Here is a 22,524-nt window from a genome sequence, read left to right as displayed (position 1 = left end):
ATCGACGGGACCCGCGTCGCACTGCTTCGCGACGATGCACTGAACCGACACCGGTGTCGGCGCACGTCCGCGCGCTCGTGTCGGCTAGCGTGGTCGAATCATGGAGCGCCGCGAAGGGGATTCCCGCCGACCGCTGATTCGGCGGCCCGTGTTCTGGGTGCCGCTGGCAGCGCTCGTGCTGCTCATCGTCGTCGGCGGCATCGTCGCGGCCATCCTCGTGCCACGGGCAATGGACGCCCGAGACCGGCTCCAATCGGCGCCGCAGCTCGTCGTCGAAGTTCAAGAGCACATCCTCGCCGGGGATACGCAGGGTGCGACGCGAGCCGCCGCCGAGCTCGCTACTCTCACTGATTCGGCCCGAAGGCAGACCAGCGGGGGATTCTGGCAGGCGTTCGAATGGGTGCCGTTCGTCGGCCAGAACCTCCAGGCCGTGCGCATGGCAGCCGCTTCGGCCGACGTGATCGCCCGCGATGCAGTCGTGCCCGCGGCATCCCTCAGTCTCGATGCGCTGAAGCCGGTCGACGGACGCATAGACCTCGCAGCGGTCAGCGCCGCCGCCACGACCGTCGACGGTGCGGCCGATGCGGTCACCGAGGCGACATCGATGCTCGAATCGGTGGATCGTTCGATGCTCGTGCCCGAAGTCGCTTCGGGGCTGCAGCGCCTCGATGACGCGACCTCGTCGGCCGGGCAGGTGCTCGAGCCCCTCCGAGAGGTGGTCGCGATCCTCCCCGGCCTGCTCGGCGCCGACGGCCCGCGCGACATCCTGTTCCTCTTCCAGAACAATGGGGAGGTCATGCCACGCGGTGGCACCGTGGGCTCCCTCGCGCAGATGCACATCGAGAGCGGGGCGATCACGCTCGCCGCGCAGTCGTCGGCGGCGCCCGTCGACATGCCGATGTACGACGCCGACGTCGTGCCGATCGCGGCGGATGTGCGAGCGACCTACCCGTTCGGGCTCGGCCGTTACGTTCAGAATCTGACGCGTACGCCGAGATTCTCCCTGACCTTCGACATCGCGAAGGAGATGTGGAAGCGAACCCACGGCGTCGACGTCGACATGGTCGTCGCGATCGACACGGTGGCGCTGAGTTACTTCCTCGATGCGACAGGGCCGATCGATCTTCCCGGCGGCCTTCAGCTGACGAGCACGAACGCCGTGCCGATGCTGCTCGGCGATCTCTATCAGACCTTCGAGCCCGATGAGGTCGATGCGATCAACCAGGCCTTCGCCGCCACGACGATGTCGCGGCTGATGTCCGGATCGGTCGAGATCCGTGCACTGGTCTCGGTCGTGCAGCGCGCGGCCGACGAGGGACGCATCCTCGTGCGGAGTGCGCGGCCCGCGGAGCAGGACCTCATCGCCGGTTCATCGTTCGAGGGGGAACCCCCGAGTGGAGACGCTCCCGCGGATGGGTTCGGTGTCTACTTCATCGACTCCACGCCGGGCAAGATGCAGCGCTTCATGACGCAGAACGTCGACCTCTCGCAGGCGGTCTGCGCCGCCGACGGACGACGGAATGTGCGAGTGACGGTCGTGCTGGGAAACGCAGTCGATCCAGCGGCCGTCGAGAGCCTGCCCGGCTACGTCACCGGTGGCGGGCAGTCGACCGAGGTCGGGAGCATGCGAGTCGAGGTGCTGTCGTACTCGCTGCCCGGCTACGAACTCGTCGCGCAGAGTGCGGACGGGACCGCCGAAGCCGTTCGCACGGGCACCGACGGCGAATCCGCGGTCGCGCAGCAGACGGTCACGATCGCCCCGCAGGAGTCCCGGACGCTGACGTTCGACTACGTCTCGGCGGATCCGACCGAGGTCGAGCTCGTCGCCGATGTCACACCGGTCGTGTCGCCGAATCAGATCACGACCGGACCGCTGGACTGTGCGGTGATCGCGGTCGGGTGACCCAGCGCCCCCGAGGCCATCTGTACGGCAGAATGGAAGCCGTTCGACAGAGACGAAGGGTCGACATGCGTATTTCGGTCATCGGCTGCGGCTATCTCGGCGCGGTGCACGCCTCCGCGATGGCCGAACTCGGCCACGACGTCGTCGGCATCGACGTCGACGAACGCAAGATCGCGGCGCTCGCGGCCGGCCGCCCGGCGTTCTACGAGCCCGGGCTGCCTGAGATCCTGGCGACGGCGACCGCGAGCGGGCGCCTGCGATTCAGCACCGACATCGCCGAGGTCGCCGATGCCGAGGTGCACTTCCTCGCCGTCGGCACACCGCAGGCCGCCGAGACGGGTGCCGCCGATGTGTCGTACGTCGATGCGGCGTTCACCGCATTGCTGCCGCACCTGGCCGAGGGGGCGCTCATCGTGGGCAAGAGCACGGTGCCCGTCGGCACCGCAGCCCGTCTCGCCGAGCGGCTCGCGGCCGAGGCGGGCCACGCCGGTCTCGCATGGAACCCCGAGTTCCTGCGCGAGGGGTTCGCCGTGAAGGACACCCTCTCGCCCGATCGCCTCGTGTACGGCGTCGCCGACGGCGACACCCACGCGGCGTCCGTGCTCGATCACGTCTATCGAGCCACGATCGAGGCCGGCACGCCCCGCATCGTCACCGACTACGCCACGGCCGAGCTCGTGAAGGTCGCCGCGAACGCCTTCCTCGCGACGAAGATCAGCTTCATCAACGCCATGTCGGAGATCGCTGATGCGACCGGCGCGGATGTCACGGCGCTCGCCGACGCGATCGGACACGATGCGCGCATCGGCCGGCGGTTCCTCAACGCCGGCGTCGGCTTCGGCGGCGGCTGCCTTCCGAAGGACATCCGCGGGTTCATCGCCCGGGCCGAGGAGCTCGGCCTGAACGACACCCTCGCCTTCCTCGGCGAGGTCGACGAGACCAACCTGCGGCAGCGGCGCCGTGTGGTCGACCACGCGGTGCAGGACCTCGGCGGTTCGGCGGCCGGCAAGAAGATCGCGGTGCTCGGAGTGACCTTCAAGCCCGACTCCGACGACGTGCGCGATTCGCCGGCGCTCGACATCGCGATCCACCTGCAGGAACTCGGCGCAGAGGTCGTCGTCACCGACCCCGAAGGGCTCGAGAACGCCCTCGCGCGGCGCCCTGATCTCGGCACGGCATCGACGACCCGGGCGGCCCTGTTCGGGGCGGACCTCGTGATCCTCGCCACCGAATGGAACGAGTACCGCACGCTCGATCCCGAAGCGACCGGGCGGCTCGTGGGGGAGCGCCGGATCATCGACGGACGGAACGTGCTCGATCCCTCGGCCTGGCGCGCTGCCGGCTGGCAGTACCGCGGCATCGGCCGGCCGTAGTGGGATCCGCCGGCCCGAGTGGCATCAGCCGGCCGGCCGTAGCGGCGACAGGCGCATCGGTCGTGCCGCAGTCTGCGCTGCGCTGACCGACCCGCGCCGGGTATGAGAAAACCCCCTCCCGAAGGAGGGGGTTTCACCCGGTCGGGGTGACAGGATTTGAACCTGCGACCTCGTCGTCCCGAACGACGCGCGCTACCAAGCTGCGCCACACCCCGGATCGGCCCTTGCGAGCCTCAACAAGAATAGCCGATAAATCGAGGCTGCCAGACCAACCGGCGTGCGAGATGGTGAGGGTTCCGCAGATCTTGCTGTGGGGGATCGACTACGCGGTGGGGACGAGTGTCAGCAGCGTCGCCTCCGGCGGGCAGGCGAAGCGGACCGGCGCGTAGATCGAGGTGCCGAGACCCGCGGAGACGTTCAGGAAGGCCGACCGCAATCCGTGACGCCAGACGCTGAGACCCTTCACCTGTTCGCGGGGGATGTCGCAGTTCGTGACGAGCGCTCCGAAACCCGGGACGCACACCTGGCCGCCGTGCGTGTGCCCGGCGAGCAGCAGCTGCGCGCCGTGGTTCACGAACGAGTTGAGCACCCGCTGGTAGGGGGCATGCGCGACGCCCACGGTCACGGTGGGGCGATCGACAGCGGATGCCTCATCGGGCCACGTCTCGTCGCCGAGCGGGTCTTCTGCACGCAGCTCGTCGATCGCCGCGGTGATGAGGTCGAGCCGGTCGTAGCCCCGGTGCGGGTCGTCGACCCCGAAGAACTCGAAGTGCGTGCCGCGCAGGTCGAGTGCCGTCGCGGTGTTGTCGAGGTCGCGCCATCCGAGCTCGGCGAAGTAGGCGTGCAATTCGCCGATGTCGAGGGACTTCGAGCGAAGGCCGAAGCGCGACGGCCCGGTGAAATAGGCGAACGGGTTCTTCAGGACCGGCCCGAAGTAGTCGTTCGAACCGTTGACGAAGACTCCGGGGATGCCGCGGAAGGGCTCGAATGCCCGACGGATCCCCTCGACGCCGCGCTCGTGCCCGAGGTTGTCGCCCGTGTCGACGATGAGGTCGGGCTGCAGCGCGGCGAGGCCGCGCACCCACTCCTGCTTGTCGCGCTGCCACGGGGCCATGTGCAGGTCGGACAGGTGCAGCACGCGGATCGGCTCCGCGCCCGGCGGAAGCACGGGGACATCCACTCGGCGAAGCGTCCACCGCGTGCGCTCGACCAGGGATCCGTACGCGAATGCGGCAGCGCCCGCCGCGACGACCGCAAGGGCGATCGTCGCGACGGGCGACATGCGAGTCGACGCCATGAATCGCGACTAGTCGTCGCCGGGGGCGGTGCCGCCCCCACCGAGCTTGCCGACCGAGATCGTGATCTGATCGCCCGGCTTGGCGAAGCCGCCGCCTGCCGGGTTCTGCGAGATCACCACGCCGACCTTCGTCGGGTCGGTCGTGTTCTCGTTCTGACGCTGCACCTTGTAGCCCGCCTGCTTCAGCGCGGCCTCAGCCTGATCGCCCGTCATGCCGACCACGTTCGGAACCCCTGTCATCGAGCCGTTGCTGGTGAAGATTCGGATGGTCGTGCCCTTGCCGGCCTGACCGGACGGGTCGGTTCCCGACACGGTACCCGCGGGGAGGTTCGAATCCTGCTGCCCGCCGTCTTCGGCGACGAAGCCGGCCGTCTCGATCGCCTGCTTCGCGGCGTCGAACGAGAGACCCGCGACCTGCGGGATGTCGACGAGCACCTGCTTGAACGCCGATTGGTCGGGCTTCGTGAACTCGCCGCCGCCGTACTTGTCGTCGGCGAGGGTCATGATCGATTTCCACATGCGGTGTCGGGCCGTGGCAACGGCGCCGCTGTTCCAGCTGTCGAGGCGACGCTGGTCGGCCTTGCCAGTGACGCTGCCGACCCAGACCGCCGTGGCGACGCGAGTGGACGCGCCGTTCATCCAGGTGTCCTTGTTGTCGTCGGTGGTACCCGTCTTGCCGATGTGCGGCACGCCGGAGCCCGTGTTCGATGCGCTTGCCGTGCCGCCGTTGAACGTCTGCGCCATCGCATACGACATTCCGGCCGCCACATTCGGCGCAACCGACTGGGTGCAGGTCGAGGCGGGCGGCGCCACCGGTTCACCGTTCGACTTGGTGATCGCGGTGATCGCGATCGGCGAGCACGTCGACCCGTTGTTCGCGATGCCGGCGAATGCGTTCGCCATGTTGAGGGGCGAGACCTCCTCGGTGCCGAGTACAGCAGAGGGCTGGAACGTCCAGTCGGGTTCGGAGACCGGCGTGCCGAGCGGGTTGCCGTCGGCGCGCTTCACGCCGAACGCCTCGGCGGTCTGCTTGATCTTGCAGAGGTCGAGCTGTTGCGCCATGGCGACGAACGAGGTGTTCACCGAGAACTTCGTGGCGTCGACGGCGTTGTTCGCACCTCTCGAGTCGTCGTTCTTCGGATCGAAGCTGCCACGCCACGTGCCGTTGCAGCTGTCGGGGAAGGAGGTGAATACGCGTCGGTTGCCATTGAACGTCTCACTGAGCGAGTGGCCCTCGTTCAACCATTCACCGAGGGTGAAGACCTTGAACGTCGACCCGGGCTGGAACCCGTTCGAGCCGCCGTAGGCGTAGTCGGTGGCGTAGTTGATCGACTCGAACTCGGCACTCGACGCGAGTTGCTCCTCGTCTTGCGAGTACTTCTTGTTCTGCACCATCGCGAGAACCTTGCCAGTGCCGACTTCGACGCTCACGGCGACCGAGCCGACATCGAACCGCTCATCGACCATCGGGACGTTCTCGGTCATCGCCTGCTCAGCACGGCCCTGGAGTTCGAGGTCGAGGGTCGTGTCGATGTCGAGGCCGCCAGTTCGGAGCATCATGGAGCCCTCGTTGACGTCGGGGGTCTCCGGGTCGTCGTAGTGATTCTTGATGATCCATGTGACGTAGTCGCAGAAGTACGCCGAACCGTTCGCCGTCTGGCAGCCGGTGCTCGGGGGCTGGATCACCGGCGCCACCGGTGTCGCTACCGCTGCTGCGTGCTCTTCGGGCGTGATCTTCTGATATTCGAGCATGCGATCGAGGATGTAGTCGCGACGCTCCTTGTTCGCGGCATACGGCGTCGGTTCGCCCTTGTCATTGACCGACGCGGCGCCGTTCGTCTCGTCTTCGGGCTGGTCGAGTCGGAGCGCCTCGGGGAAGTTCACGATCGCGATGAGGCTGGCCGCCTCCGGCAGCGAGAGAGTGGCGGCCGTCTTCGAGTAGTAGTACTGGGCAGCCGACTCGATGCCGTACACGCGCCCGCCGAACGCGGCGATGTTCAGGTATCCCTTGAGGATGTCGTCCTTGGGATACTCCTTCTCGAGCGAGATCGCGTAGCGGATCTCCTTGAGCTTGCGCGAGACGCTGACCTCGGTCGCCTCGTCGTAGGCCTTCTCGAATTCCTCTTCGTTCGTCGCCTTCTTCGTGTTGTTGTTGATCAACACGTTCTTGACGTACTGCTGCGTGATCGAGGAGCCACCCTGCGTGTCTTCGCCGGTGAAGGTCTTCAGCGCGCCGCGGATCGTGCCCTGGATGTCGACCCCGCCGTGTTCGTAGAAACGGGGGTCCTCACCCGCGACGGCCGCGTCCTTCACATACTGGTTGATCGCATCCCATCCGACCTCTTCGCGGTTGTCGTCGAAGAAGGAAGCAAGGAGATAGCGGGAACCGTCGGCCTGCGTTGCATAGATGTTCGACTTCTGCGAAAGCTCACCGGGCTCGAGGTATCCGGGCAGGTTCTCGAACATCGAGATGCTGTTGTTCGCGGCCATGCCGGTGACAGCGAGAGCCGGAGTCACTGCGGCGGTGACGAGCACGCCGGCGAGAGCGCTCATGCCGACGAAACCGAGGATTCCGGCGCCGACGTCGCTCATCGTACGTTTTTGGGCAGACATATAGTGGAGCTTAACGGAGAAGACTGACAAATCCCGCTATGCAGGCTGAAAGCCCGATCATGGCGGAGGCGCGCCGATCCATGCGAATGCCGCGCTCCGTTCGACACCGCGGGCATGGGGCGGCAGCGACCGCCGCACTCACGCGACACAGAGACGAGGAACAATGACGACCTGGGAGTACATCACCACTCCGCTGCTGATCCACAACACGGCGGCGATCCTGAACAACTGGGGATCCGAGGGATGGGAGCTCGTGCAGATCGTGCAGGGCCCCGAGGGCGGCCTCGTCGCCTACCTGAAGCGCCCCACCGGCGGCGAGTCGTCCGCCGCCGCGTCCGCGGGCGCAGCTGCCGCAGCGCAGGCCGCGAAGCAGTTCGAGGGCGAAGCCTGATGGCCGCCGTCGAGGCGCGTCTCGCCGAGCTCGGCATCGAGCTGCCCGACGTCGCTCCACCGGTCGCGGCGTACGTACCGGCCGTCGTCACCGGTTCCCACGTCTACACCTCGGGTCAGTTGCCCTTCACCGCCGGCGCCCTGCCCGCGACCGGCAAGGTCGGCGACGGCCATGGACTCGTGCCCGCCGACGATGCGAAGGCCTACGCCCGCACCGCGGCGCTCAACGCCCTCGCGGCCGTGCGCGCCGAGATCGGCTCCCTCGACAGGGTCACCCGCATCGTGAAGCTCGTGGGCTTCGTGGCGTCCGACCCCGCGTTCACCGGTCAGCCGGGCGTCATCAACGGGGCATCCGACGTGCTCGGCGAGATCTTCGGCGACGCGGGCCGTCACGCCCGCTCGGCGGTCGGCGTCGCAGTGCTGCCGCTCGACTCGCCCGTCGAGCTCGAACTGGTGGTCGAGTTCGCCTAGTCGAACTCCGCCACGAACGACGGATGCCGCATCGGGATCGCTCCCGACGCGGCATCCGTCGTCTCAGGGCCGGCGCGGCCTACTTCACCTGCTCGCTGATGACCTGCATGATCGAGGTGTCGGCGAGCGTCGTCGTGTCGCCGATCTCGCGGCCCTCTGCAAGGTCGCGGAGCAGGCGCCGCATGATCTTGCCGGAGCGCGTCTTCGGCAGCTCGTTGACGATGAACACCTGGCGGGGCCGGGCGATCGCGCCGATCTGCTGGGCGACGTGCTTGCGGAGCTCGTCGCTCGCGGCCGCGATGTCGGTCACCTGGTCGGCCTGGCTCGACTTCAGGATCACGAACGCGACGACGGCCTGGCCGGTCGCCTCGTCGGACGCGCCGACGACCGCGGCCTCCGCGGTCCACGGGTGCGCGACGAGCGAGGATTCGATCTCGGCGGTCGAGAGACGGTGGCCCGAGACGTTCATGACGTCGTCGACCCGGCCGAGCAGCCAGATGTCGCCGTCCTCGTCACGGCGGGCACCGTCGCCGGCGAAGTACTTGTCGCCGAACTTCTCCCAGTACGTCTCCTTGAAGCGCTCGGGGTCGCCCCAGATGCCGCGGAGCATCGACGGCCACGGCTCGGTGATCGTGAGGAGGCCGCCGCCCTCGCCCTCGATCGGAACGCCCTCGTCGTCGACGATGTCGATCGAGACGCCGGGCACCGGAACCTGGGCCGAACCGGGCTTCAGGTCGGTGATGCCGGGCAGGGCGGAGATCATGATCGCGCCCGTCTCGGTCTGCCACCAGGTGTCGACCACGGGGATGGAGCCGCCGCCGATGACGTGGCGGTACCAGATCCAGGCCTCGGGGTTGATCGGCTCGCCGACCGAGCCGAGCAGGCGCAGCGACCGGACGTTATAGCCGTGCACGACGTCGCGGCCCTGCTTCATGAACGAGCGGATGGCGGTGGGCGCCGTGTAGAGGATCGAGACCTTGTACTTCTCGACGATCTCCCACCAGCGGCCGGGGTGCGGGGTGTCGGGCGTGCCCTCGTAGAGCACCTGCGTCGCGCCGTTGGCGAGCGGCCCGTAGACGACGTAGGAATGGCCGGTGATCCAGCCGACGTCGGCCGTGCACCAGTACACGTCGCGCTCGGGGTGCAGGTCGAAGACGTTCTTGTGGGTGAAGGCCGTCTGGGTGAGGTAGCCGCCCGAGGTGTGCAGGATGCCCTTGGGGTTGCCGGTCGTACCCGAGGTGTAGAGGATGAACAGCGGGTGCTCGGCGTTGAAGCCCTGGGCCTCGTGCTCGGCGTCGGCCGCGGCGAGCTGCTCGCTCCACGACACGTCGCGCCCCTCGACCCAGGCGACGTCGTCGCCGGTGCGGTTCACGACGAGCACCGATCGCACGGTGGTCTCCGCGGCCGCGATGGCCTCGTCGACCGTGGGCTTCAGCGGGAAGGCCTTGCCCTTGCGGTAGCCGCCGTCGGCGGTGATGACGACCTCGGCCTGGGCGTCGTCGATGCGCGACTGCAGGCTCTTCGAGGAGAATCCGCCGAAGACGACGGAGTGCACGGCGCCGATGCGCGCGCACGCGAGCATCGCGATGACGGCCTCGGGGATCATCGGCAGGTAGATGGCGACGCGGTCGCCCGCCTGCACGCCGAGCGCGAGGAGCGCGTTCGCGGCGCGCTTGACCTCAGCCGTCAGTTCGGCGTAGGTGATGGAGCGGGTGTCGCCGGGCTCGCCCTCGAAGTGGAGCGCGACGCGGTCGCCGAGGCCGGCCTCGACGTGACGGTCGAGGCAGTTGTACGCGACGTTGAGCTCACCGTCGTGGAACCACTTGGCGAAGGGCGGGTTCGACCAGTCGAGGGTCTGCGTGAACGGGGTGCTCCAGGTGAGCAGGTCGCGGGCCTGGTCGGCCCAGAATCCGAGCCGGTCGGCCGCGGCGTCTTCGTAGAGACGCTCGTCGGCGACGGCTTGGGCGGCGAACTCGGGACTCGGGCGGAATCGCCGGATCTCCTCGAGCGCGTGATCGATCTGAACGGTCATGGTTCTTCAGTCGCTCCTTCGCGAGTGTTCTTCGGATGGGTCGCCTGCCCCACGCAGCACACTACCCGCCGCTCCGATCAGGCGCGGAATCGTGTCGACGTGTAGCGTCGCAGAGGGGATTCCCGGCCGAACGGCGCGCGTTCCTGTGTCTAAGCGCAGAGAATTCTGTATGTCGGCACAAATGAGGACAAAAAATGCTTGCGCATCCTTCCGCAGGCCGTATGCTGAGTACCGCCCGAACACTCGTTTCGTGGCCTGCAGCGCTCGCGATTCCCCCCAATCCTTGCGCTGCCGAGGCGGCACCTGTTCCCCCCAATGGGTGCCGCCCCCTTTCGTTAACAGGCATCGCACGTCGTGCGCTGCAGCACGATCGAGTCCTCCTCCACAACGATGTGGGGGAGGCTCTTTCCGTATCAGGGGTCGATCGGATGCCGCGGGGCCCGCGCCGGTTCCTACGCTCGCGACATGACCCATCCCTTCGTCGCGTCGCCGTCATGGCAGCGTGAACCGCCGGTGTCGCCCGCGACCGAGCGCACCTTCGGGCCGCGCGATCCGGCATCGCCGCGCGACCCGGCATCGCCGGGCGCATCGCGCCCGGGGCCCGGGCATCGGAGCGGCATCGATCTCTCGTTGCTCGGCCCGCTCGAGGCGTTCGCCGTCGACGGACCGGTCACCGATCTCTTCGTGAACGGCGAGCGGGGGCTCTGGATCGATCGGGGTGGCGGCGCCGAGCGGGAGCCGGCCTGGGCGGCCGACGAAGCAGAGGTGCGCGCGCTCGCCGTGCAACTCATCGCCCGTGGCGGGCGCCACATCGACGAGGCGACGCCCGCGGTCGATGTGCGGCTGGGCGCGGGCATCCGGGTGCACGCGGTGCTGCCGCCCGTCTCCGTGAGCGGAACGACGATCTCGGTGCGCGTGCCGCGGGCCGGCGGGTTCTCGCTCGCGGCGCTCGCGCGGGCGGGCATGGTCGACGCAGCCCACGAGGCGATGCTGCGCGAGGCGGTCCGTTCACGTCAGAACCTCCTCGTGACGGGCGCGGGCGGCACCGGCAAGACGACGCTGCTCGCCGCCCTGCTCGCAGAGGCGCCCGATGGCGAGCGGCTCGTCGTGATCGAAGACGTCGCAGAGCTCCAGGTCGATCACCCGCACGTGATCTCGCTCGAAGCGCGGCAGGCGAACCTCGAGGGCACGGGCAGGGTCGGGCTCGACGCACTGCTCCGGGAGGCGCTGCGCATGCGCCCCGATCGCCTGGTCGTCGGCGAGTGCCGAGGCGCCGAGCTCCGCGAGCTCCTCGCCGCGCTCAACACCGGGCACGACGGAGGCGCGGGCACGCTGCATGCGAACTCCCTCGCCGACGTCCCGGCGCGGCTCGAGGCGCTCGGCTCGATCGCCGGTCTCTCTCCCGATGCGCTCGCCCGGCAGACCGTGAGCGCCTTCGATCTCGTGCTCCACCTCGACCGCGCCGGCGGACGGCGCAGGCTCGCCCAGATGGGGCGATTCGAACAGCAGGGCGACCGGCTCGCCGTCGAGGCGATGTGAGCGAGCGGATGCCTCGGACGCCGCGGTTCGTCGAACGCCTCATCGCTCGCCGGCGCACCGACCCCGCGGCCGAGGTCGACGCGATCGCCGCGGTCACCGAGCGACTGGCGGTGCTGCTCGCTGCCGGCGTGCCCGCCGCGAGCACCTGGAGCAACGTGGTCGATGACTCGATCCCGGCTGCCGATGCCGCAGTGCTCGCGAACGCCGCGTCGGCCGCGCGGAACGGAGTCCCCATCGCACCGGCCATCGCCGGGTCCCTCTCCGCCCACCCGACCGCGTCGACGGCCTGGCCGGTGCTCGCGGCGGCATGGGCGGTCGCGTCGGAGTCGGGCGCGCCGCTCGCCGGGAGCCTCCGCGAACTCGCGGCGGTGCTGCGCGACGAGGCGCAGCTCCGCCGGGAGGTGCGGGCGGCGCTCGCCGGACCCGCCGCGAGCGCTCGCCTCGTCATGGCGCTTCCGGCCGTCGCACTGCTGTTTGGTGCGACGCTCGGGTTCGACACGATCGGCGTGCTGTTCGGCAATCCGATCGGACTCGCCTGCCTCGCGCTCGGGGTCGCATGCCTCTGGGGCGGCCATCGCTGGAACCGGGCGCTCGCCGCACGAGCCCGGCGCTCGCGCGTCGATGCCGGCCTCGAACTCGAGCTGCTGGCGATCGCGATGTCGAGCGGAGTGTCGATCGACCGGGCGCGGGGCCTCACTCGCGACACGATCGTGCAGTTCGTTCCGCATGCCGGCGATGGCGCCGAGGTCGATGCGGTGCTCGGGCTCGCGGCGCGAGCGGGCGCCCCGGTCGCCGACCTGCTGCACGCCGAGGCGTTCCGGCTGCGCAGGGCCGCGAGATCGGCGGGCGTCGAGCGTGCGGCCGCGCTCGGCGTGCGCCTCATGCTGCCCCTCGGCCTCTGCGTGCTCCCGGCCTTCGTGCTCCTCGGCGTCGCGCCCCTCATGATCTCGGTCGTCACCGGCACCCTCGGCGGTGCCTGGTGACCCGACTCGACTCGTGCCACTCGAGAGCCGGTCAACCGGCACTACAGAAGGGAACACCATGCACGAAGACTTCGGCATCGAACACCGCGACCGGCGCGTCCGCCGCGGTCGGGCTCTCCTCCTCGTCAGGCGGGTCGGCCTCCGCCTCGCGGGCGAGCGCGGGGCCGCGACCGCCGAGTACGCCGTGGCGACGATGGCGGCGGTGGGGTTCGCCGGGCTCCTCGTCCTCATCCTCCGCGGCGACGAGGTGCGCGGCATCCTCACCGACCTCGTGCGGAATGCGCTCACGGTCGGCTGAGCGCGAACGCGGCAGCGTGACCGCGGAGTTCGCGGTCGCGCTGCCTGCCGTCGCACTCGTGCTCGCCGCGTGCCTCGCCTCGGTGCAGCTGGCGGCGCAGCAGGTGCGACTGACGGATGCCGCGGCAGACGCCGCCCGAGCGCTCGGGCGAGGCGAGCCCGACGCCGTGGCGGCGTCGATCGCCGATCGCGTCGCGGGCGGGGCGGCGCTCTCGGCGGCGACCGATGGGCAGTTCGTCTGCGCCACGCTCACGAGTTCCGGGGGCGGGCTGCTGGCCGCGATCGAGTTGCGCGCCGAGTCCTGCGCCGTGACGGGAGGCCGGTGATGGCGCGGTGCGCAAGGCGAGCGCGGGGCCGCATGGCCGCTCGTGATCGCTTGACACGTCGTGATCGCACGACAAGAAGGGAGAGCGAGGAGAGGGGAGCGGCATCCGTGCTCGCCATCGGCATCATCGGAGCCATGACGGCGCTCGCCGTGGCCCTGCTCGCGCTCCTGGGCGTCTTCGTGGTGTCTCAGCGCGCGGCGAACGCCGCCGATGCCGCCGCGCTCGCCGCGGCGGATGCGATGTCGGGTGCCGTCGCGGGCGTGCCGTGCCGGCTCGCGGGCGAGGTCGCCGCTCGCAACGGAGCACGGCTCGGCGCCTGCGAGGGCGACGGCGCCGTGGCATCCGTCACGGTCGTCATCGAGGCGGCGCCGGGGTTCGCGGTCACCGCATCCGCGCGAGCCGGGCCGCCGGGCCGCCCGGCCGCCGTGCCGCCGTGATCGCGATCGATCAGTCGAACACGGTCTCCACGAAGCGGTACTCGACGGCCGTGGGCCGGTCGTCTCCGGGCGCTGCGAACTCCATGCCCGCTGCGCGCGAGTACACGTAGTGCTTGCCCTGGTCGGTGTTCAGCTCGATTCGCGGTCGAGGGTCGCCCGACTCGAGGAAGGCGGTGGCCACCGTCTTTCCCTCGAGCGGTCCGTCGATCAGCATCGCCGTGTACGAACTCGTCGTTGAGGTGTCCATGATGGCCATTCTCCTCAGCGCTCCGAGAACCGCAAGGGGGTGCGGGGAGGGTCGTCGAACCGGTTCCGCCCTGCCGTCCGTGCGCCTCCTCTCGGCCAGTGTGTGTATGGTGTGGCTGTCGGCGCAGCAATTTCGCCGGCTGATGGCACACCGCTCGGGGGCGCGGCTTCGAATGTGCGTTCTCGTCCCAATTGTCAACAAAGAGGAGTCTGGTGTCAGGCGCGAAAAAACTGGTCATCGTCGAGTCGCCCACCAAGATGAAGTCGATCGCCCAATACCTGGGCGACGGCTACGAAGTGCTGTCCTCCGTCGGGCACATCCGCGATCTCATCGAGCCGAAGAACCTGCCCGCCGAGCTCAAGAAGGGCCCGCTCGGCAAGTTCTCCGTCGACGTCGACAACGGCTTCGAGCCGTACTACGTGGTCTCCGACTCCAAGAAGAAGACCGTCGCCGAACTCAAGCGCGCGCTGAAGGGTGCCGACGAGCTCCTGCTCGCCACTGATGAGGACCGCGAGGGCGAGGCCATCGCGTGGCACCTGCTGCAGGAGCTGAAGCCGAAGGTGCCCGTGCGCCGCATGGTCTTCCACGAGATCACGAAGGACGCCATCCAGAAGGCGAAGGACAACACCCGCGAACTCGACACCGCACTCGTCGACGCGCAGGAGACCCGACGCATCCTCGACCGTCTCTACGGATACGAGATCTCCCCGGTGCTCTGGCGCAAGGTCGGCCCCGGCCTGTCAGCGGGCCGCGTGCAATCGGCGGCGACCCGACTCGTCGTCGACCGCGAGCGCGAGCGCCTCGCCTTCGTCGCCGCCGGATACTGGGACCTCGCGGCGCGGTTCTCGGCCGAGGCATCCGACAACGCGACCTCGTTCGAGGCCAAGCTCGTGCGCCTCGGCGGCGAGCGGGTCGCGACCGGCCGGGACTTCGACGACGCCGGCACGCTGAAGAGCAAGGCCGTCGTGCTCGACGAGGCGACGGCCGCTGCGCTCGTCACGGCGCTCGCCGATGACGCCGTCTCGCGCACCGTCTCGAAGGTCGAGTCGAAGCCCTACTCGCGCCGCCCGGCGGCGCCCTTCACGACGTCGACGCTGCAGCAGGAATCCGCTCGCAAGCTGCGGCTCTCGGCGAAGGACACGATGCGCGTGGCGCAGTCGCTCTACGAGAACGGCTACATCACCTATATGCGCACCGACTCGAACTCGTTGTCGCAGCAGGCGATCACCGCCGCCCGTGCGCAGGCGACCGCGCTCTACGGTGCCGACTCGATCCCCGACCAGCCCCGCGTGTACGCCGGCAAGTCGAAGAACGCCCAGGAGGCGCACGAGGCCATCCGCCCGTCGGGCGAGGTGTTCCGCACGCCGGGAGAACTGCAGAGCGTGCTGCGCGGCAGCGAGTTCAAGCTCTACGACCTGATCTGGAAGCGCACGGTCGCCTCGCAGATGGCCGACGCCAAGGGCCAGACGGCCACCGTCACGATCGAGGTCGGGCCGACGGCAGCGGATGCTCCTGCCCCCGCCGAGGCGTCGGCTCCGGTGGGCGGCACGATCGCAGAGTTCACCGCGAGCGGTACCGTCATCACCTTCCGCGGCTTCCTCGCCGCGTACGAAGAGAGCCGTGACGAGGAGCGCAACGCCGACGAGACGCCCGGCGAGGCGAAGCTGCCGCCGCTGAAGGAGGGCCAGTCCCTCGCCATGGCCGACCTCGAGGCCAAGGGCCACGAGACGTCGCCGCCGCCGCGCTACACGGAGGCGAGCCTCGTGAAGCGGCTCGAGGAGCTCGGCATCGGCCGGCCCTCGACGTTCGCCTCGATCATCTCGACGATCATCGACCGCGGATACGTCACCCAGCGCGGTCAGGCGCTCGTGCCGAGCTGGATCGCGTTCTCGGTCGTTCGCCTGCTCGAAGAGCACTTCGGCGACCTCGTGGAGTACGACTTCACCGCCGAGATGGAGGACGACCTCGACCACATCGCCGCGGGCGACGCCGACCGCGTCGACTGGCTCTCGAGCTTCTACTTCGGCTCCGACAAGCATCGGGGCCTCCGCCAGGTCGTCGACAACCTCGGCGAGATCGACGCCCGTGAGATCAACTCCGTGCCGATCGCGCCCGACATCACGCTGCGCATCGGCAAGTACGGTCCGTACCTCGAGGTCGTCGAAGCGGGCGCCGCGCCCGACGCGACGCCCCGCCGGGTGAACCTGCCCGAGGGCCTCGCCCCCGACGAGCTCACCGAGGCCAAGGCCCGCGAGCTCATCGACGCGCCCGTGCAGGAGGCGCGCGTGCTCGGCGTGAACCCCGAGAACGGCAAGGAGGTCGTCGTGAAGGACGGCCGCTTCGGGCCGTACGTCACCGAACTCGATCCCGAACCCGCCGCAGCGCCCGAGGCCGTTGCCGAGGCCTCCGTCGACCAGGCCACCGGTGAAGTGGTCGACGCGCCGAAGCCGAAGGCCAAGCGCGCCGCGAAGAAGCCCCCGGCCGAGAAGCCGCGCACGGCGTCGCTCTTCAAGAGCATGCAGGTGGCCGAGATCGACTTCGAGACGGCCCTGAAGCTCCTGAACCTGCCGCGCGTCGTCGGCGTCGACCCCGAGACCGAGACCGAGATCACCGCGCAGAACGGTCGCTACGGGCCCTACTTGAAGAAGGGCACCGACACGCGCACCCTGCCGAGCGAGGATGCGATCTTCGAGATCGGCCTCGACGGCGCACTCGAGCTCTTCGCCCAGCCGAAGTACGGCGGCCGCGCAGCATCGAGCGCGCTGAAGGAGTTCGAGGCCGACCCCGTGAGCGGCAAGCCCATCAAGGTGAAGGACGGCCGATTCGGGCCGTACGTCACCGATGGCACCACGAACGCGACCATCCCGCGCTCGGAATCGGTCGAGGAGATCACGTTCGAGCGCGCCGTCGAGCTGCTCCAGATCAAGCGCGACAAGGGCCCGGCGGCGCCGCGCGCCAAGAAGGCTCCCGCCAAGAAGGCTCCGGCGAAGAAGGCCCCGGCGAAGAAGGCTCCCGCGAAGAAGGCGGCGACCGAGAAGTGAGCGACGGGCTCTTCATCACCCTCGAGGGCGGCGACGGGTCCGGCAAGACGACCCAGGCCGAGCTGCTCGGTACCTGGCTCGTCGAGTCCGGACGCACGGTCGTGCGGACGCGCGAGCCCGGCGGCACCGAGGTGGGCGTCGAGGTGCGCGAGATCGTGCTGCACCATCGCGGCGACATCGCGCCGCGCGCCGAGGCCCTGCTCTACGCAGCCGATCGGGCGCATCACGTCGCGACGGTGGTGCGGCCGGCGCTCGCCCGCGGCGACGTCGTCCTCCAGGACCGGTACATCGACTCGTCGGTCGCCTACCAGGGCGCAGGACGGGTGCTCGACGCCGAGGCCGTGCGCGGGCTCTCCGAGTGGGCGACCGAAGGGCTCGTTCCCGATCTGACGATCCTGCTCGATCTCGACGCTGCGTCGGCGCGCACACGTCTCGACGACGCGCGCACGCGCTACGACCGGCTCGAGGCCGAGGCGTCCGAGTTCCACGACCGGGTGCGCGGGGCCTACCTCGAGATCGCGGCCGCAGAGCCCGAGCGCTTCCTCATCGTCGACGCGGCGCGGCCGGTCGAGGAGATCGCCGCGGCGATCCGCGACCGAGTGGCCGGGCTGCTCTGAGCGCGCCGAGTACATCGTCAGCCGCTGACGGTAGCGTTGAACCGTGAGCGTGTGGACTGAGTTGACCGGGCAGGATGCCGCGATCGCACTCTTCCGGGCCGCAGCGGAGTCGGCCGGCGCAGGCGAGGCATCCGGGCCGGGCGCCCAGCAGATGACGCACTCGTGGCTCGTGACCGGCCCACCGGGGTCCGGGCGCTCGAACCTCGCCTACGCCTTCGCGACGGCGCTCATCTCGGGGGTGCCCGACGGCGACGAGCGAACGCAGGCTCAGGTCGAGGCGCGCAGCCACCCCGACCTGCACGTGCTCGCGACCGAGGGCGTCATCATCAAGCGAGACGACGTGCGCGACATCGTGCGCCGCTCGCACTACGCGCCGTCGATCGGCAGGCACCGGGTCATCATCGTCGAAGACGCCGATCGCATGACCGAGCAGACCTCCAACTTCCTCCTGAAGGAGCTCGAGGAACCGCCCGAGCGCACGGTGTGGATCCTCTGCGCGCCGAGCGAGGCCGACCTCATCCCGACGATCCGCTCGCGCGTGCGCTCGGTGCGACTCCAGGTGCCGAGCATCGCGGATGTCGCGGCGCTCCTCGAACGCCGCGACGGCGTCGATCCCGTGCTCGCCGAGCGCGCCGCCAGGGAGGCGCAGAGCCACATCGGCATGGCGCACCGGCTCGCTACGAACGAAGAGGCGCGTCGACGCCGCTCCGAGACGCTCGAGCTCGCGCTCGCGGTGCGATCGGCTTCGGGCGCGGTCGCCACCGCCGCGCGGTTCATCGAGATCGCCGGTGAAGACGCCAAGGCCATCGGCGAACTGCGCGACGCCGAAGAGCGTGCGCACGCGCTGCACTCGCTCGGCGTCGCTCCCGGGCAGGCCGTGCCGAACGCCCTGCGACCGCAGTTGAAGGCGCTCGAAGACGACCAGAAGCGCCGCGCCACGCGCAGCCTCCGCGACGGCATCGACCGCATCCTCGTCGACCTCGCCTCGCTCTACCGCGACATCCTGCTCATCCAGCTCGACGCCGACGTGCCGCTCGTGAACCGCGAGCTCGAGGTGGGCATGCAGCGGGCCGCGGCATCCGCTTCGCCTGCTCGCACGCTCGCGACGCTCGACGCGATCCAACAGGCGCGCACGCGCATCGACGGCAACGTCTCGCCGGCGCTCGCGCTCGAGGCGATGCTCGTCTCCGCCATCCGACGAACGACCGAACGAGGGGCCGCATGACCGAAACGACCAGCGCACGACGACGGATGCCGCGTGGCACGCGCGCGATCGCGATCGTCGGCGCCCTCGCGGCCATGCTCGCGCTGAGCGGCTGCGTGCCCGAGTTCCTGAGCCCGAAGCAACCGGTCTCGACGCCGACGGGCGAAGAGGTCTCGGCCGATCTCGAGCCCTTCTACACGCAGGTGCTGGAGTGGGAGCGCTGCGGCGACGGCATGGGCTGCGCCACGGCGAAGGCGCCCCTCGACTGGAGCGACCCCTCGGCCGGCGAGACCGAGCTCGCCCTCGTGCGTCATGTGGCCACGGGCGAGAAGCTCGGCTCACTGCTCGTGAACCCCGGCGGACCGGGTGGCTCGGGCTACGACTTCGTGATGGATTCGCTCGACTACGCGGTCGGCCAGCCCCTGCAGGAGCGGTTCGACGTCGTCGGCTTCGACCCCCGTGGCGTCGGCCGCTCATCGGGAGTGGCCTGCTACGACGCCCCCGAGATGGACGAGTACCTCTACGGCATCACGCCGGGCGTCCGAGGCAGCGACGAGTGGATCGCCGAGGTCGAGTCGACCGAACGGGCCTTCGGCGAGGCGTGCGCCGAGAACACCGGCGAACTGCTCGGCAACGTCGACACCGAGAGTGCGGCGCGCGACATGGACCTGCTTCGGGCGATCCTCGGCGACGAGCAGCTCAACTACCTCGGCTTCTCGTACGGCACGTTCCTCGGAGCGACCTACGCCGAGCTGTATCCCGACAAGGTCGGCAAGCTCGTGCTCGACGGTGCGCTCGACCCCTCCGCGAGCGAGACCGAGGTGGGGCAGGCGCAGGCCGTGGGCTTCGAGAACGCGCTGAAGGCCTACCTCGAGTACTGCCTCTCGGGCAGCGAGTGCCCGTTCGACGGCACCGTCGACGACGCACTCGACGAGATCAGCCGGCTCCTCGCCTCGGTCGATGCGAGCCCGCTGCGCGGCACCGACGGTCGCCTCGTCGGCGCCGACACCCTCGTCACGGCGATCATCTACCCGCTCTACAGCGAGGACTCCTGGCCGTACCTGGGCGACATGTTCGAGTCGGTCATGTTCGGCGACGCCGACATGGCGCTCGCCTTCGCCGACGGGTACAACGGCCGCAGTGAAGACGGCACCTACCTCGACAACTCGGCCGAGGCGTTCACCGCGGTCAACTGCCTCGACTACACGTACCAGTCCGACGTCGCGGTGATGCGCGAGAACGCCGCGGCGACCGCCGAGGTCGCACCGATCATCGGGCCCTACTTCGGGTTCGGAGACCTCGGCTGCATCAACTGGCCGTACCAGAGCGATGTCGAGCGCACCGAGATCCACGCAGCGGGCGCTGCGCCGATCCTCGTGATCGGCACGACGGGCGACCCTGCGACGCCGTACGAGTGGGCGGTCGCGCTCGCCGAGCAGCTCGACAGCGGCGTGCTCATCTCGTACGAGGGCGAAGGTCACACGGCGTACAACAAGTCGAATGCGTGCGTGAACGACGCCGTCGAGGCCTACTTCATCGACGGCACCGTGCCCGCAGGGGACCCGAAGTGCTGAAGGTGGTCATCGAGGCTCCCGAAACCCGCTAACATGGATTCTCGTGCCAGTCGGTGCGCTTCCAGCGCTCCGGATGCCACGCCGCCTTAGCTCAGTCGGCAGAGCGTCTCACTCGTAATGAGAAGGTCGTGGGTTCGATTCCCACAGGCGGCTCCAGTGAACAGAAGGGCCCGGAGAGATCCGGGCCCTTCTGCGTTTCGTGCGACGGAGTCTGCGTTTCGTGCGACGAGGCCGGCACGATCCGGAGTGCGAAGCGGGAGCTGGCTCGGTGCCAGCCCTGACTTTCGTGTCGGCGTCTCGCTCCTCACGCCGTGCCCCGATAGTGTCCAGCCATGCGTACATCAGCCCTCGTCACCGCCATCGCAGCGGTGCTCGTCCTCGCGGGGTGCTCTTCCTCCGCCGAGGGGTCGACTCCGACTGCTTCCGTTCCGTCGGCGACCACTCCGCCTGCCATCTCGGAGCCGGCCGAACCCACGCCGGTCGACGTCGACGACCCCTCGACGTGGATCATCGACGGCGCCGGAATCGGGCCGGTCGAGCGCGGTGCGGCGCTTCCCGCGCAGGGGAGCAGCCTGGGGCCGTACGCGACCGTGCAGGACGACTGCCCGAACCCCGGAGTACGCCACTTCACCGCCGACGAACTCCCGAATCTCACCGTCGTCGACGGTGACGGGGATGAGCTGGTCAAGTGGGTCGGTGTCGACGGATGGAACGTCTCCGGCGCACTCGAGAACTCGGCGTCGACGGCAGCCGGCATCGCGCTCGGTTCGGACCTCGCCGAGGTCGAGTCGGCGTACCCCGACCTCGAGCTCACGCGTGAATACGGCACCACGACTTTCCACAGCACCGCCGATTCCGGCGCCTGGATCGTCTTCACCGTCGAGGACGGCGTGGTGGCTGCGATCACCTCGTCGCCGGATCCCACCGTGCCCACCGAGTACTGCGGCTGAGTTCTCGCCCACGCGCACGAACGGCCCGGGGTCTCCGGGCCGTTCGCCTGCGCAGGAGAAACAGGCGCTACGCCGAAGCTAACCTGAACATCGCCCGGCCGCAGCTCCCCGTACAGAGGGCGTCGCCGTCGGCTCCGCGGTCGAGCCGTGGGCGCCGGCGGCATAGGCTGTCGACATGACGGAACGACTGCGCTGGGGCATCCTCGCGACGGGCGGCATCGCGCACGCCTTCACCAACGACTTGAAGCTCAACGGATTCACCGTGCAGGCGGTGGGGTCACGCTCGCAGGAGAGTGCCGACGCATTCGCCGCCGAGTTCGACATCCCGAACGCGCACGCCAGCTACGAAGCACTCGTCGCCGACCCCGAGGTCGACGTGATCTACGTGTCGACGCCGCATCCGATGCACGCCGCCGGCGCGACGCTCGCGCTCGAAGCCGGCAAGCACGTGCTCGTCGAGAAGGCGTTCACCGTCAACGCGGCCGAGGCGCGGGCACTCGCGGAGCTCGCCTCCGCCAAGGGGCTCCTCGTGCTGGAGGCGATGTGGACCAGGTACCTGCCGCACATGGCGCGGATCCGCGAGATCATCGCCGCCGGCACGCTCGGCGACGTGCGCACGCTCATCGCCGACCACACGCAGTTGCTCTCCGACGACCCGGCGCACCGCATCAACGCGCTCGAGCTCGGCGGCGGCGCGCTGCTCGACCTCGGCATCTACCCCATCTCCTTCGCATGGGACCTCTTCGGTGCACCGGCGACGACGCAGGCGTCGGCGACCTTCAAGTCGACGGGTGCCGACGCGCAGGTGGCCGTGGTCTACGGCTACGAGGGCGGGCGCATGGCCTCGACCCTGTCCGCGAGCGACGTGAAGGGGCCGAACACCGCCGTCGTGCTCGGCACGAAGGCCCGCATCGAGATCGACCACGTCTGGTACACGCCGACGACCTTCCGGGTCATCGCGGCCGACGGCACGCAGCTCGAGGAGTATCGTTCGGAAGTCGTCGGTCGCGGCATGCAGTTCCAGGCCGAGGCGGTCGAACGGCTCGTGGCCGCAGGCACCCTCTCGGGCGACCTGCTGCCGATCGACGAGACGGTCGCGATCATGGCATCGCTCGACGAGATCCGCCGGCAGATCGGACTCGCCTACCCGGGCGAGTGATCGGCCGCCCCCGATCGACGGGCTCGATCGGGGGCATGATCAGGTTCTCTTGAGGATGGCTCGCGTAGGAT

General features: G+C 69.4%; 19 protein-coding genes and 2 tRNA genes. 16 read left to right on the top strand and 5 right to left on the bottom strand.

The genetic code is table 11. The features are described from left to right. The first annotated feature begins 100 nt into the window (after positions 1-100). Together ACFTQE_RS04230 and ACFTQE_RS04225 are read left to right on the top strand one after the other, a co-directional pair. Entirely contained in the window at positions 101-1,903 is a 1,803-nt protein-coding gene (locus ACFTQE_RS04230; RefSeq protein WP_376923886.1) for a DUF4012 domain-containing protein, read from the top strand. A 65-nt stretch (positions 1,904-1,968) separates the two neighbouring features. Next, the gene (locus ACFTQE_RS04225; RefSeq protein ID WP_376923885.1) at positions 1,969-3,276 is read left to right on the top strand and encodes a UDP-glucose dehydrogenase family protein; all 1,308 of its coding nucleotides are present in this window, start codon (positions 1,969-1,971) and stop codon (positions 3,274-3,276) included. Positions 3,277-3,417: 141 nt separating this feature from the next. On the opposite strand, the gene ACFTQE_RS04220 is transcribed toward ACFTQE_RS04225, so the two are convergent. The 3 genes from ACFTQE_RS04220 to ACFTQE_RS04210 all read right to left on the bottom strand — a co-directional run bounded on the left by ACFTQE_RS04220 (position 3,418) and on the right by ACFTQE_RS04210 (position 7,165). Further along, positions 3,418-3,491 (bottom strand) — tRNA-Pro (locus ACFTQE_RS04220). Between the two features lie 107 nt (positions 3,492-3,598). Further along, a complete protein-coding gene (locus ACFTQE_RS04215; RefSeq protein WP_376923884.1) occupies positions 3,599-4,573 on the bottom strand; it encodes a metallophosphoesterase in 975 nt (324 codons plus the stop codon). Positions 4,574-4,582: 9 nt separating this feature from the next. After that, the gene (locus ACFTQE_RS04210; RefSeq protein WP_376923883.1) at positions 4,583-7,165 is read right to left on the bottom strand and encodes a transglycosylase domain-containing protein; all 2,583 of its coding nucleotides are present in this window, start codon (positions 7,163-7,165) and stop codon (positions 4,583-4,585) included. 184 nt (positions 7,166-7,349) lie between these two features. Here ACFTQE_RS04210 and ACFTQE_RS04205 point away from each other — a divergent pair, with 184 nt between their 5' ends. Then, complete coding sequence (locus ACFTQE_RS04205; RefSeq protein ID WP_056010205.1) at positions 7,350-7,577, top strand: hypothetical protein; 228 nt, start codon at positions 7,350-7,352, stop codon at positions 7,575-7,577. Continuing rightward, on the top strand, positions 7,577-8,047 hold the full coding sequence (locus ACFTQE_RS04200) for a RidA family protein (RefSeq protein ID WP_376923882.1): 471 nt from the start codon (positions 7,577-7,579) through the stop codon (positions 8,045-8,047). The genes ACFTQE_RS04205 and ACFTQE_RS04200 overlap by 1 nt, the downstream gene beginning before the upstream one ends. Positions 8,048-8,126: 79 nt before the next feature. On the opposite strand, the gene acs is transcribed toward ACFTQE_RS04200, so the two are convergent. Continuing rightward, entirely contained in the window at positions 8,127-10,079 is a 1,953-nt protein-coding gene (gene acs, locus ACFTQE_RS04195; RefSeq protein WP_376923881.1) for an acetate--CoA ligase, read from the bottom strand. Between the two features lie 465 nt (positions 10,080-10,544). Between acs and ACFTQE_RS04190 the strand changes: the two genes are divergently transcribed. From ACFTQE_RS04190 to ACFTQE_RS04170, 5 genes are read left to right on the top strand one after another with little or no spacing between them, the layout of a single operon-like run. After that, complete coding sequence (locus tag ACFTQE_RS04190; RefSeq protein ID WP_376923880.1) at positions 10,545-11,618, top strand: TadA family conjugal transfer-associated ATPase; 1,074 nt, start codon at positions 10,545-10,547, stop codon at positions 11,616-11,618. 8 nt (positions 11,619-11,626) lie between these two features. Next, positions 11,627-12,601, top strand: a complete 975-nt coding sequence (locus tag ACFTQE_RS04185) for a type II secretion system F family protein (protein ID WP_376923879.1) — start codon at positions 11,627-11,629, stop codon at positions 12,599-12,601. A gap of 58 nt (positions 12,602-12,659) precedes the next feature. Continuing rightward, the gene (locus tag ACFTQE_RS04180) at positions 12,660-12,899 is read left to right on the top strand and encodes a DUF4244 domain-containing protein (RefSeq protein WP_376923878.1); all 240 of its coding nucleotides are present in this window, start codon (positions 12,660-12,662) and stop codon (positions 12,897-12,899) included. 16 nt (positions 12,900-12,915) lie between these two features. After that, on the top strand, positions 12,916-13,224 hold the full coding sequence (locus ACFTQE_RS04175; RefSeq protein ID WP_376923877.1) for a TadE family type IV pilus minor pilin: 309 nt from the start codon (positions 12,916-12,918) through the stop codon (positions 13,222-13,224). 50 nt (positions 13,225-13,274) lie between these two features. Beyond that, on the top strand, positions 13,275-13,661 hold the full coding sequence (locus ACFTQE_RS04170) for an Rv3654c family TadE-like protein (protein ID WP_376923876.1): 387 nt from the start codon (positions 13,275-13,277) through the stop codon (positions 13,659-13,661). A 10-nt stretch (positions 13,662-13,671) separates the two neighbouring features. Here the strand turns inward: ACFTQE_RS04170 and ACFTQE_RS04165 are convergent, their stop codons facing one another. Continuing rightward, positions 13,672-13,908, bottom strand: a complete 237-nt coding sequence (locus ACFTQE_RS04165; protein WP_376923875.1) for a hypothetical protein — start codon at positions 13,906-13,908, stop codon at positions 13,672-13,674. Between the two features lie 212 nt (positions 13,909-14,120). Here ACFTQE_RS04165 and topA point away from each other — a divergent pair, with 212 nt between their 5' ends. The 7 genes from topA (at position 14,121) to ACFTQE_RS04130 (ending at position 22,453) form a co-directional block, all read left to right on the top strand. After that, positions 14,121-16,949, top strand: a complete 2,829-nt coding sequence (gene topA / locus ACFTQE_RS04160; protein ID WP_376923874.1) for a type I DNA topoisomerase — start codon at positions 14,121-14,123, stop codon at positions 16,947-16,949. Beyond that, entirely contained in the window at positions 16,946-17,566 is a 621-nt protein-coding gene (tmk, locus tag ACFTQE_RS04155; protein ID WP_376923873.1) for a dTMP kinase, read from the top strand. Before topA ends, tmk begins: the two co-directional genes overlap by 4 nt. Positions 17,567-17,609: 43 nt before the next feature. Continuing rightward, positions 17,610-18,791 carry a DNA polymerase III subunit delta' gene (locus tag ACFTQE_RS04150; RefSeq protein ID WP_376923872.1) on the top strand — a complete coding sequence of 394 codons (1,182 nt, stop codon included), beginning with the start codon at positions 17,610-17,612 and terminating at the stop codon, positions 18,789-18,791. Further along, positions 18,788-20,344 carry an alpha/beta hydrolase gene (locus ACFTQE_RS04145; protein WP_376923871.1) on the top strand — a complete coding sequence of 519 codons (1,557 nt, stop codon included), beginning with the start codon at positions 18,788-18,790 and terminating at the stop codon, positions 20,342-20,344. The genes ACFTQE_RS04150 and ACFTQE_RS04145 overlap by 4 nt, the downstream gene beginning before the upstream one ends. An 80-nt stretch (positions 20,345-20,424) precedes the next feature. Further along, positions 20,425-20,500 (top strand) — tRNA-Thr (locus ACFTQE_RS04140). A 176-nt stretch (positions 20,501-20,676) separates the two neighbouring features. Next, entirely contained in the window at positions 20,677-21,294 is a 618-nt protein-coding gene (locus ACFTQE_RS04135; RefSeq protein ID WP_376923870.1) for a hypothetical protein, read from the top strand. 175 nt (positions 21,295-21,469) lie between these two features. Next, positions 21,470-22,453, top strand: coding sequence for a Gfo/Idh/MocA family protein (locus ACFTQE_RS04130; protein ID WP_376923869.1), 984 nt, complete (start codon positions 21,470-21,472; stop codon positions 22,451-22,453). The last annotated feature ends 71 nt before the right edge of the window (positions 22,454-22,524 follow it).

This window comes from Agromyces sp. NPDC056965 (assembly GCF_042673425.1).
Taxonomy (GTDB): domain Bacteria; phylum Actinomycetota; class Actinomycetes; order Actinomycetales; family Microbacteriaceae; genus Agromyces.
Note: the sequence above shows the minus strand (reverse complement) of the source record. Positions and strands in the feature narration are given on the sequence as shown.

Coding starts and splice junctions, on each gene's coding strand:
- ACFTQE_RS04230 (WP_376923886.1), top strand. CDS start 101: ATGGAGCGCCGCGAAGGGGATTCCCGCCGACCGCTGATTCGGCGGCCC.
- ACFTQE_RS04225 (WP_376923885.1), top strand. CDS start 1,969: ATGCGTATTTCGGTCATCGGCTGCGGCTATCTCGGCGCGGTGCACGCC.
- ACFTQE_RS04215 (WP_376923884.1), bottom strand. CDS start 4,573: ATGGCGTCGACTCGCATGTCGCCCGTCGCGACGATCGCCCTTGCGGTC.
- ACFTQE_RS04210 (WP_376923883.1), bottom strand. CDS start 7,165: ATGAGCGACGTCGGCGCCGGAATCCTCGGTTTCGTCGGCATGAGCGCT.
- ACFTQE_RS04205 (WP_056010205.1), top strand. CDS start 7,350: ATGACGACCTGGGAGTACATCACCACTCCGCTGCTGATCCACAACACG.
- ACFTQE_RS04200 (WP_376923882.1), top strand. CDS start 7,577: ATGGCCGCCGTCGAGGCGCGTCTCGCCGAGCTCGGCATCGAGCTGCCC.
- acs (WP_376923881.1), bottom strand. CDS start 10,079: ATGACCGTTCAGATCGATCACGCGCTCGAGGAGATCCGGCGATTCCGC.
- ACFTQE_RS04190 (WP_376923880.1), top strand. CDS start 10,545: ATGACCCATCCCTTCGTCGCGTCGCCGTCATGGCAGCGTGAACCGCCG.
- ACFTQE_RS04185 (WP_376923879.1), top strand. CDS start 11,627: ATGCCTCGGACGCCGCGGTTCGTCGAACGCCTCATCGCTCGCCGGCGC.
- ACFTQE_RS04180 (WP_376923878.1), top strand. CDS start 12,660: ATGCACGAAGACTTCGGCATCGAACACCGCGACCGGCGCGTCCGCCGC.
- ACFTQE_RS04165 (WP_376923875.1), bottom strand. CDS start 13,908: ATGGACACCTCAACGACGAGTTCGTACACGGCGATGCTGATCGACGGA.
- ACFTQE_RS04145 (WP_376923871.1), top strand. CDS start 18,788: ATGACCGAAACGACCAGCGCACGACGACGGATGCCGCGTGGCACGCGC.
- ACFTQE_RS04135 (WP_376923870.1), top strand. CDS start 20,677: ATGCGTACATCAGCCCTCGTCACCGCCATCGCAGCGGTGCTCGTCCTC.
- ACFTQE_RS04130 (WP_376923869.1), top strand. CDS start 21,470: ATGACGGAACGACTGCGCTGGGGCATCCTCGCGACGGGCGGCATCGCG.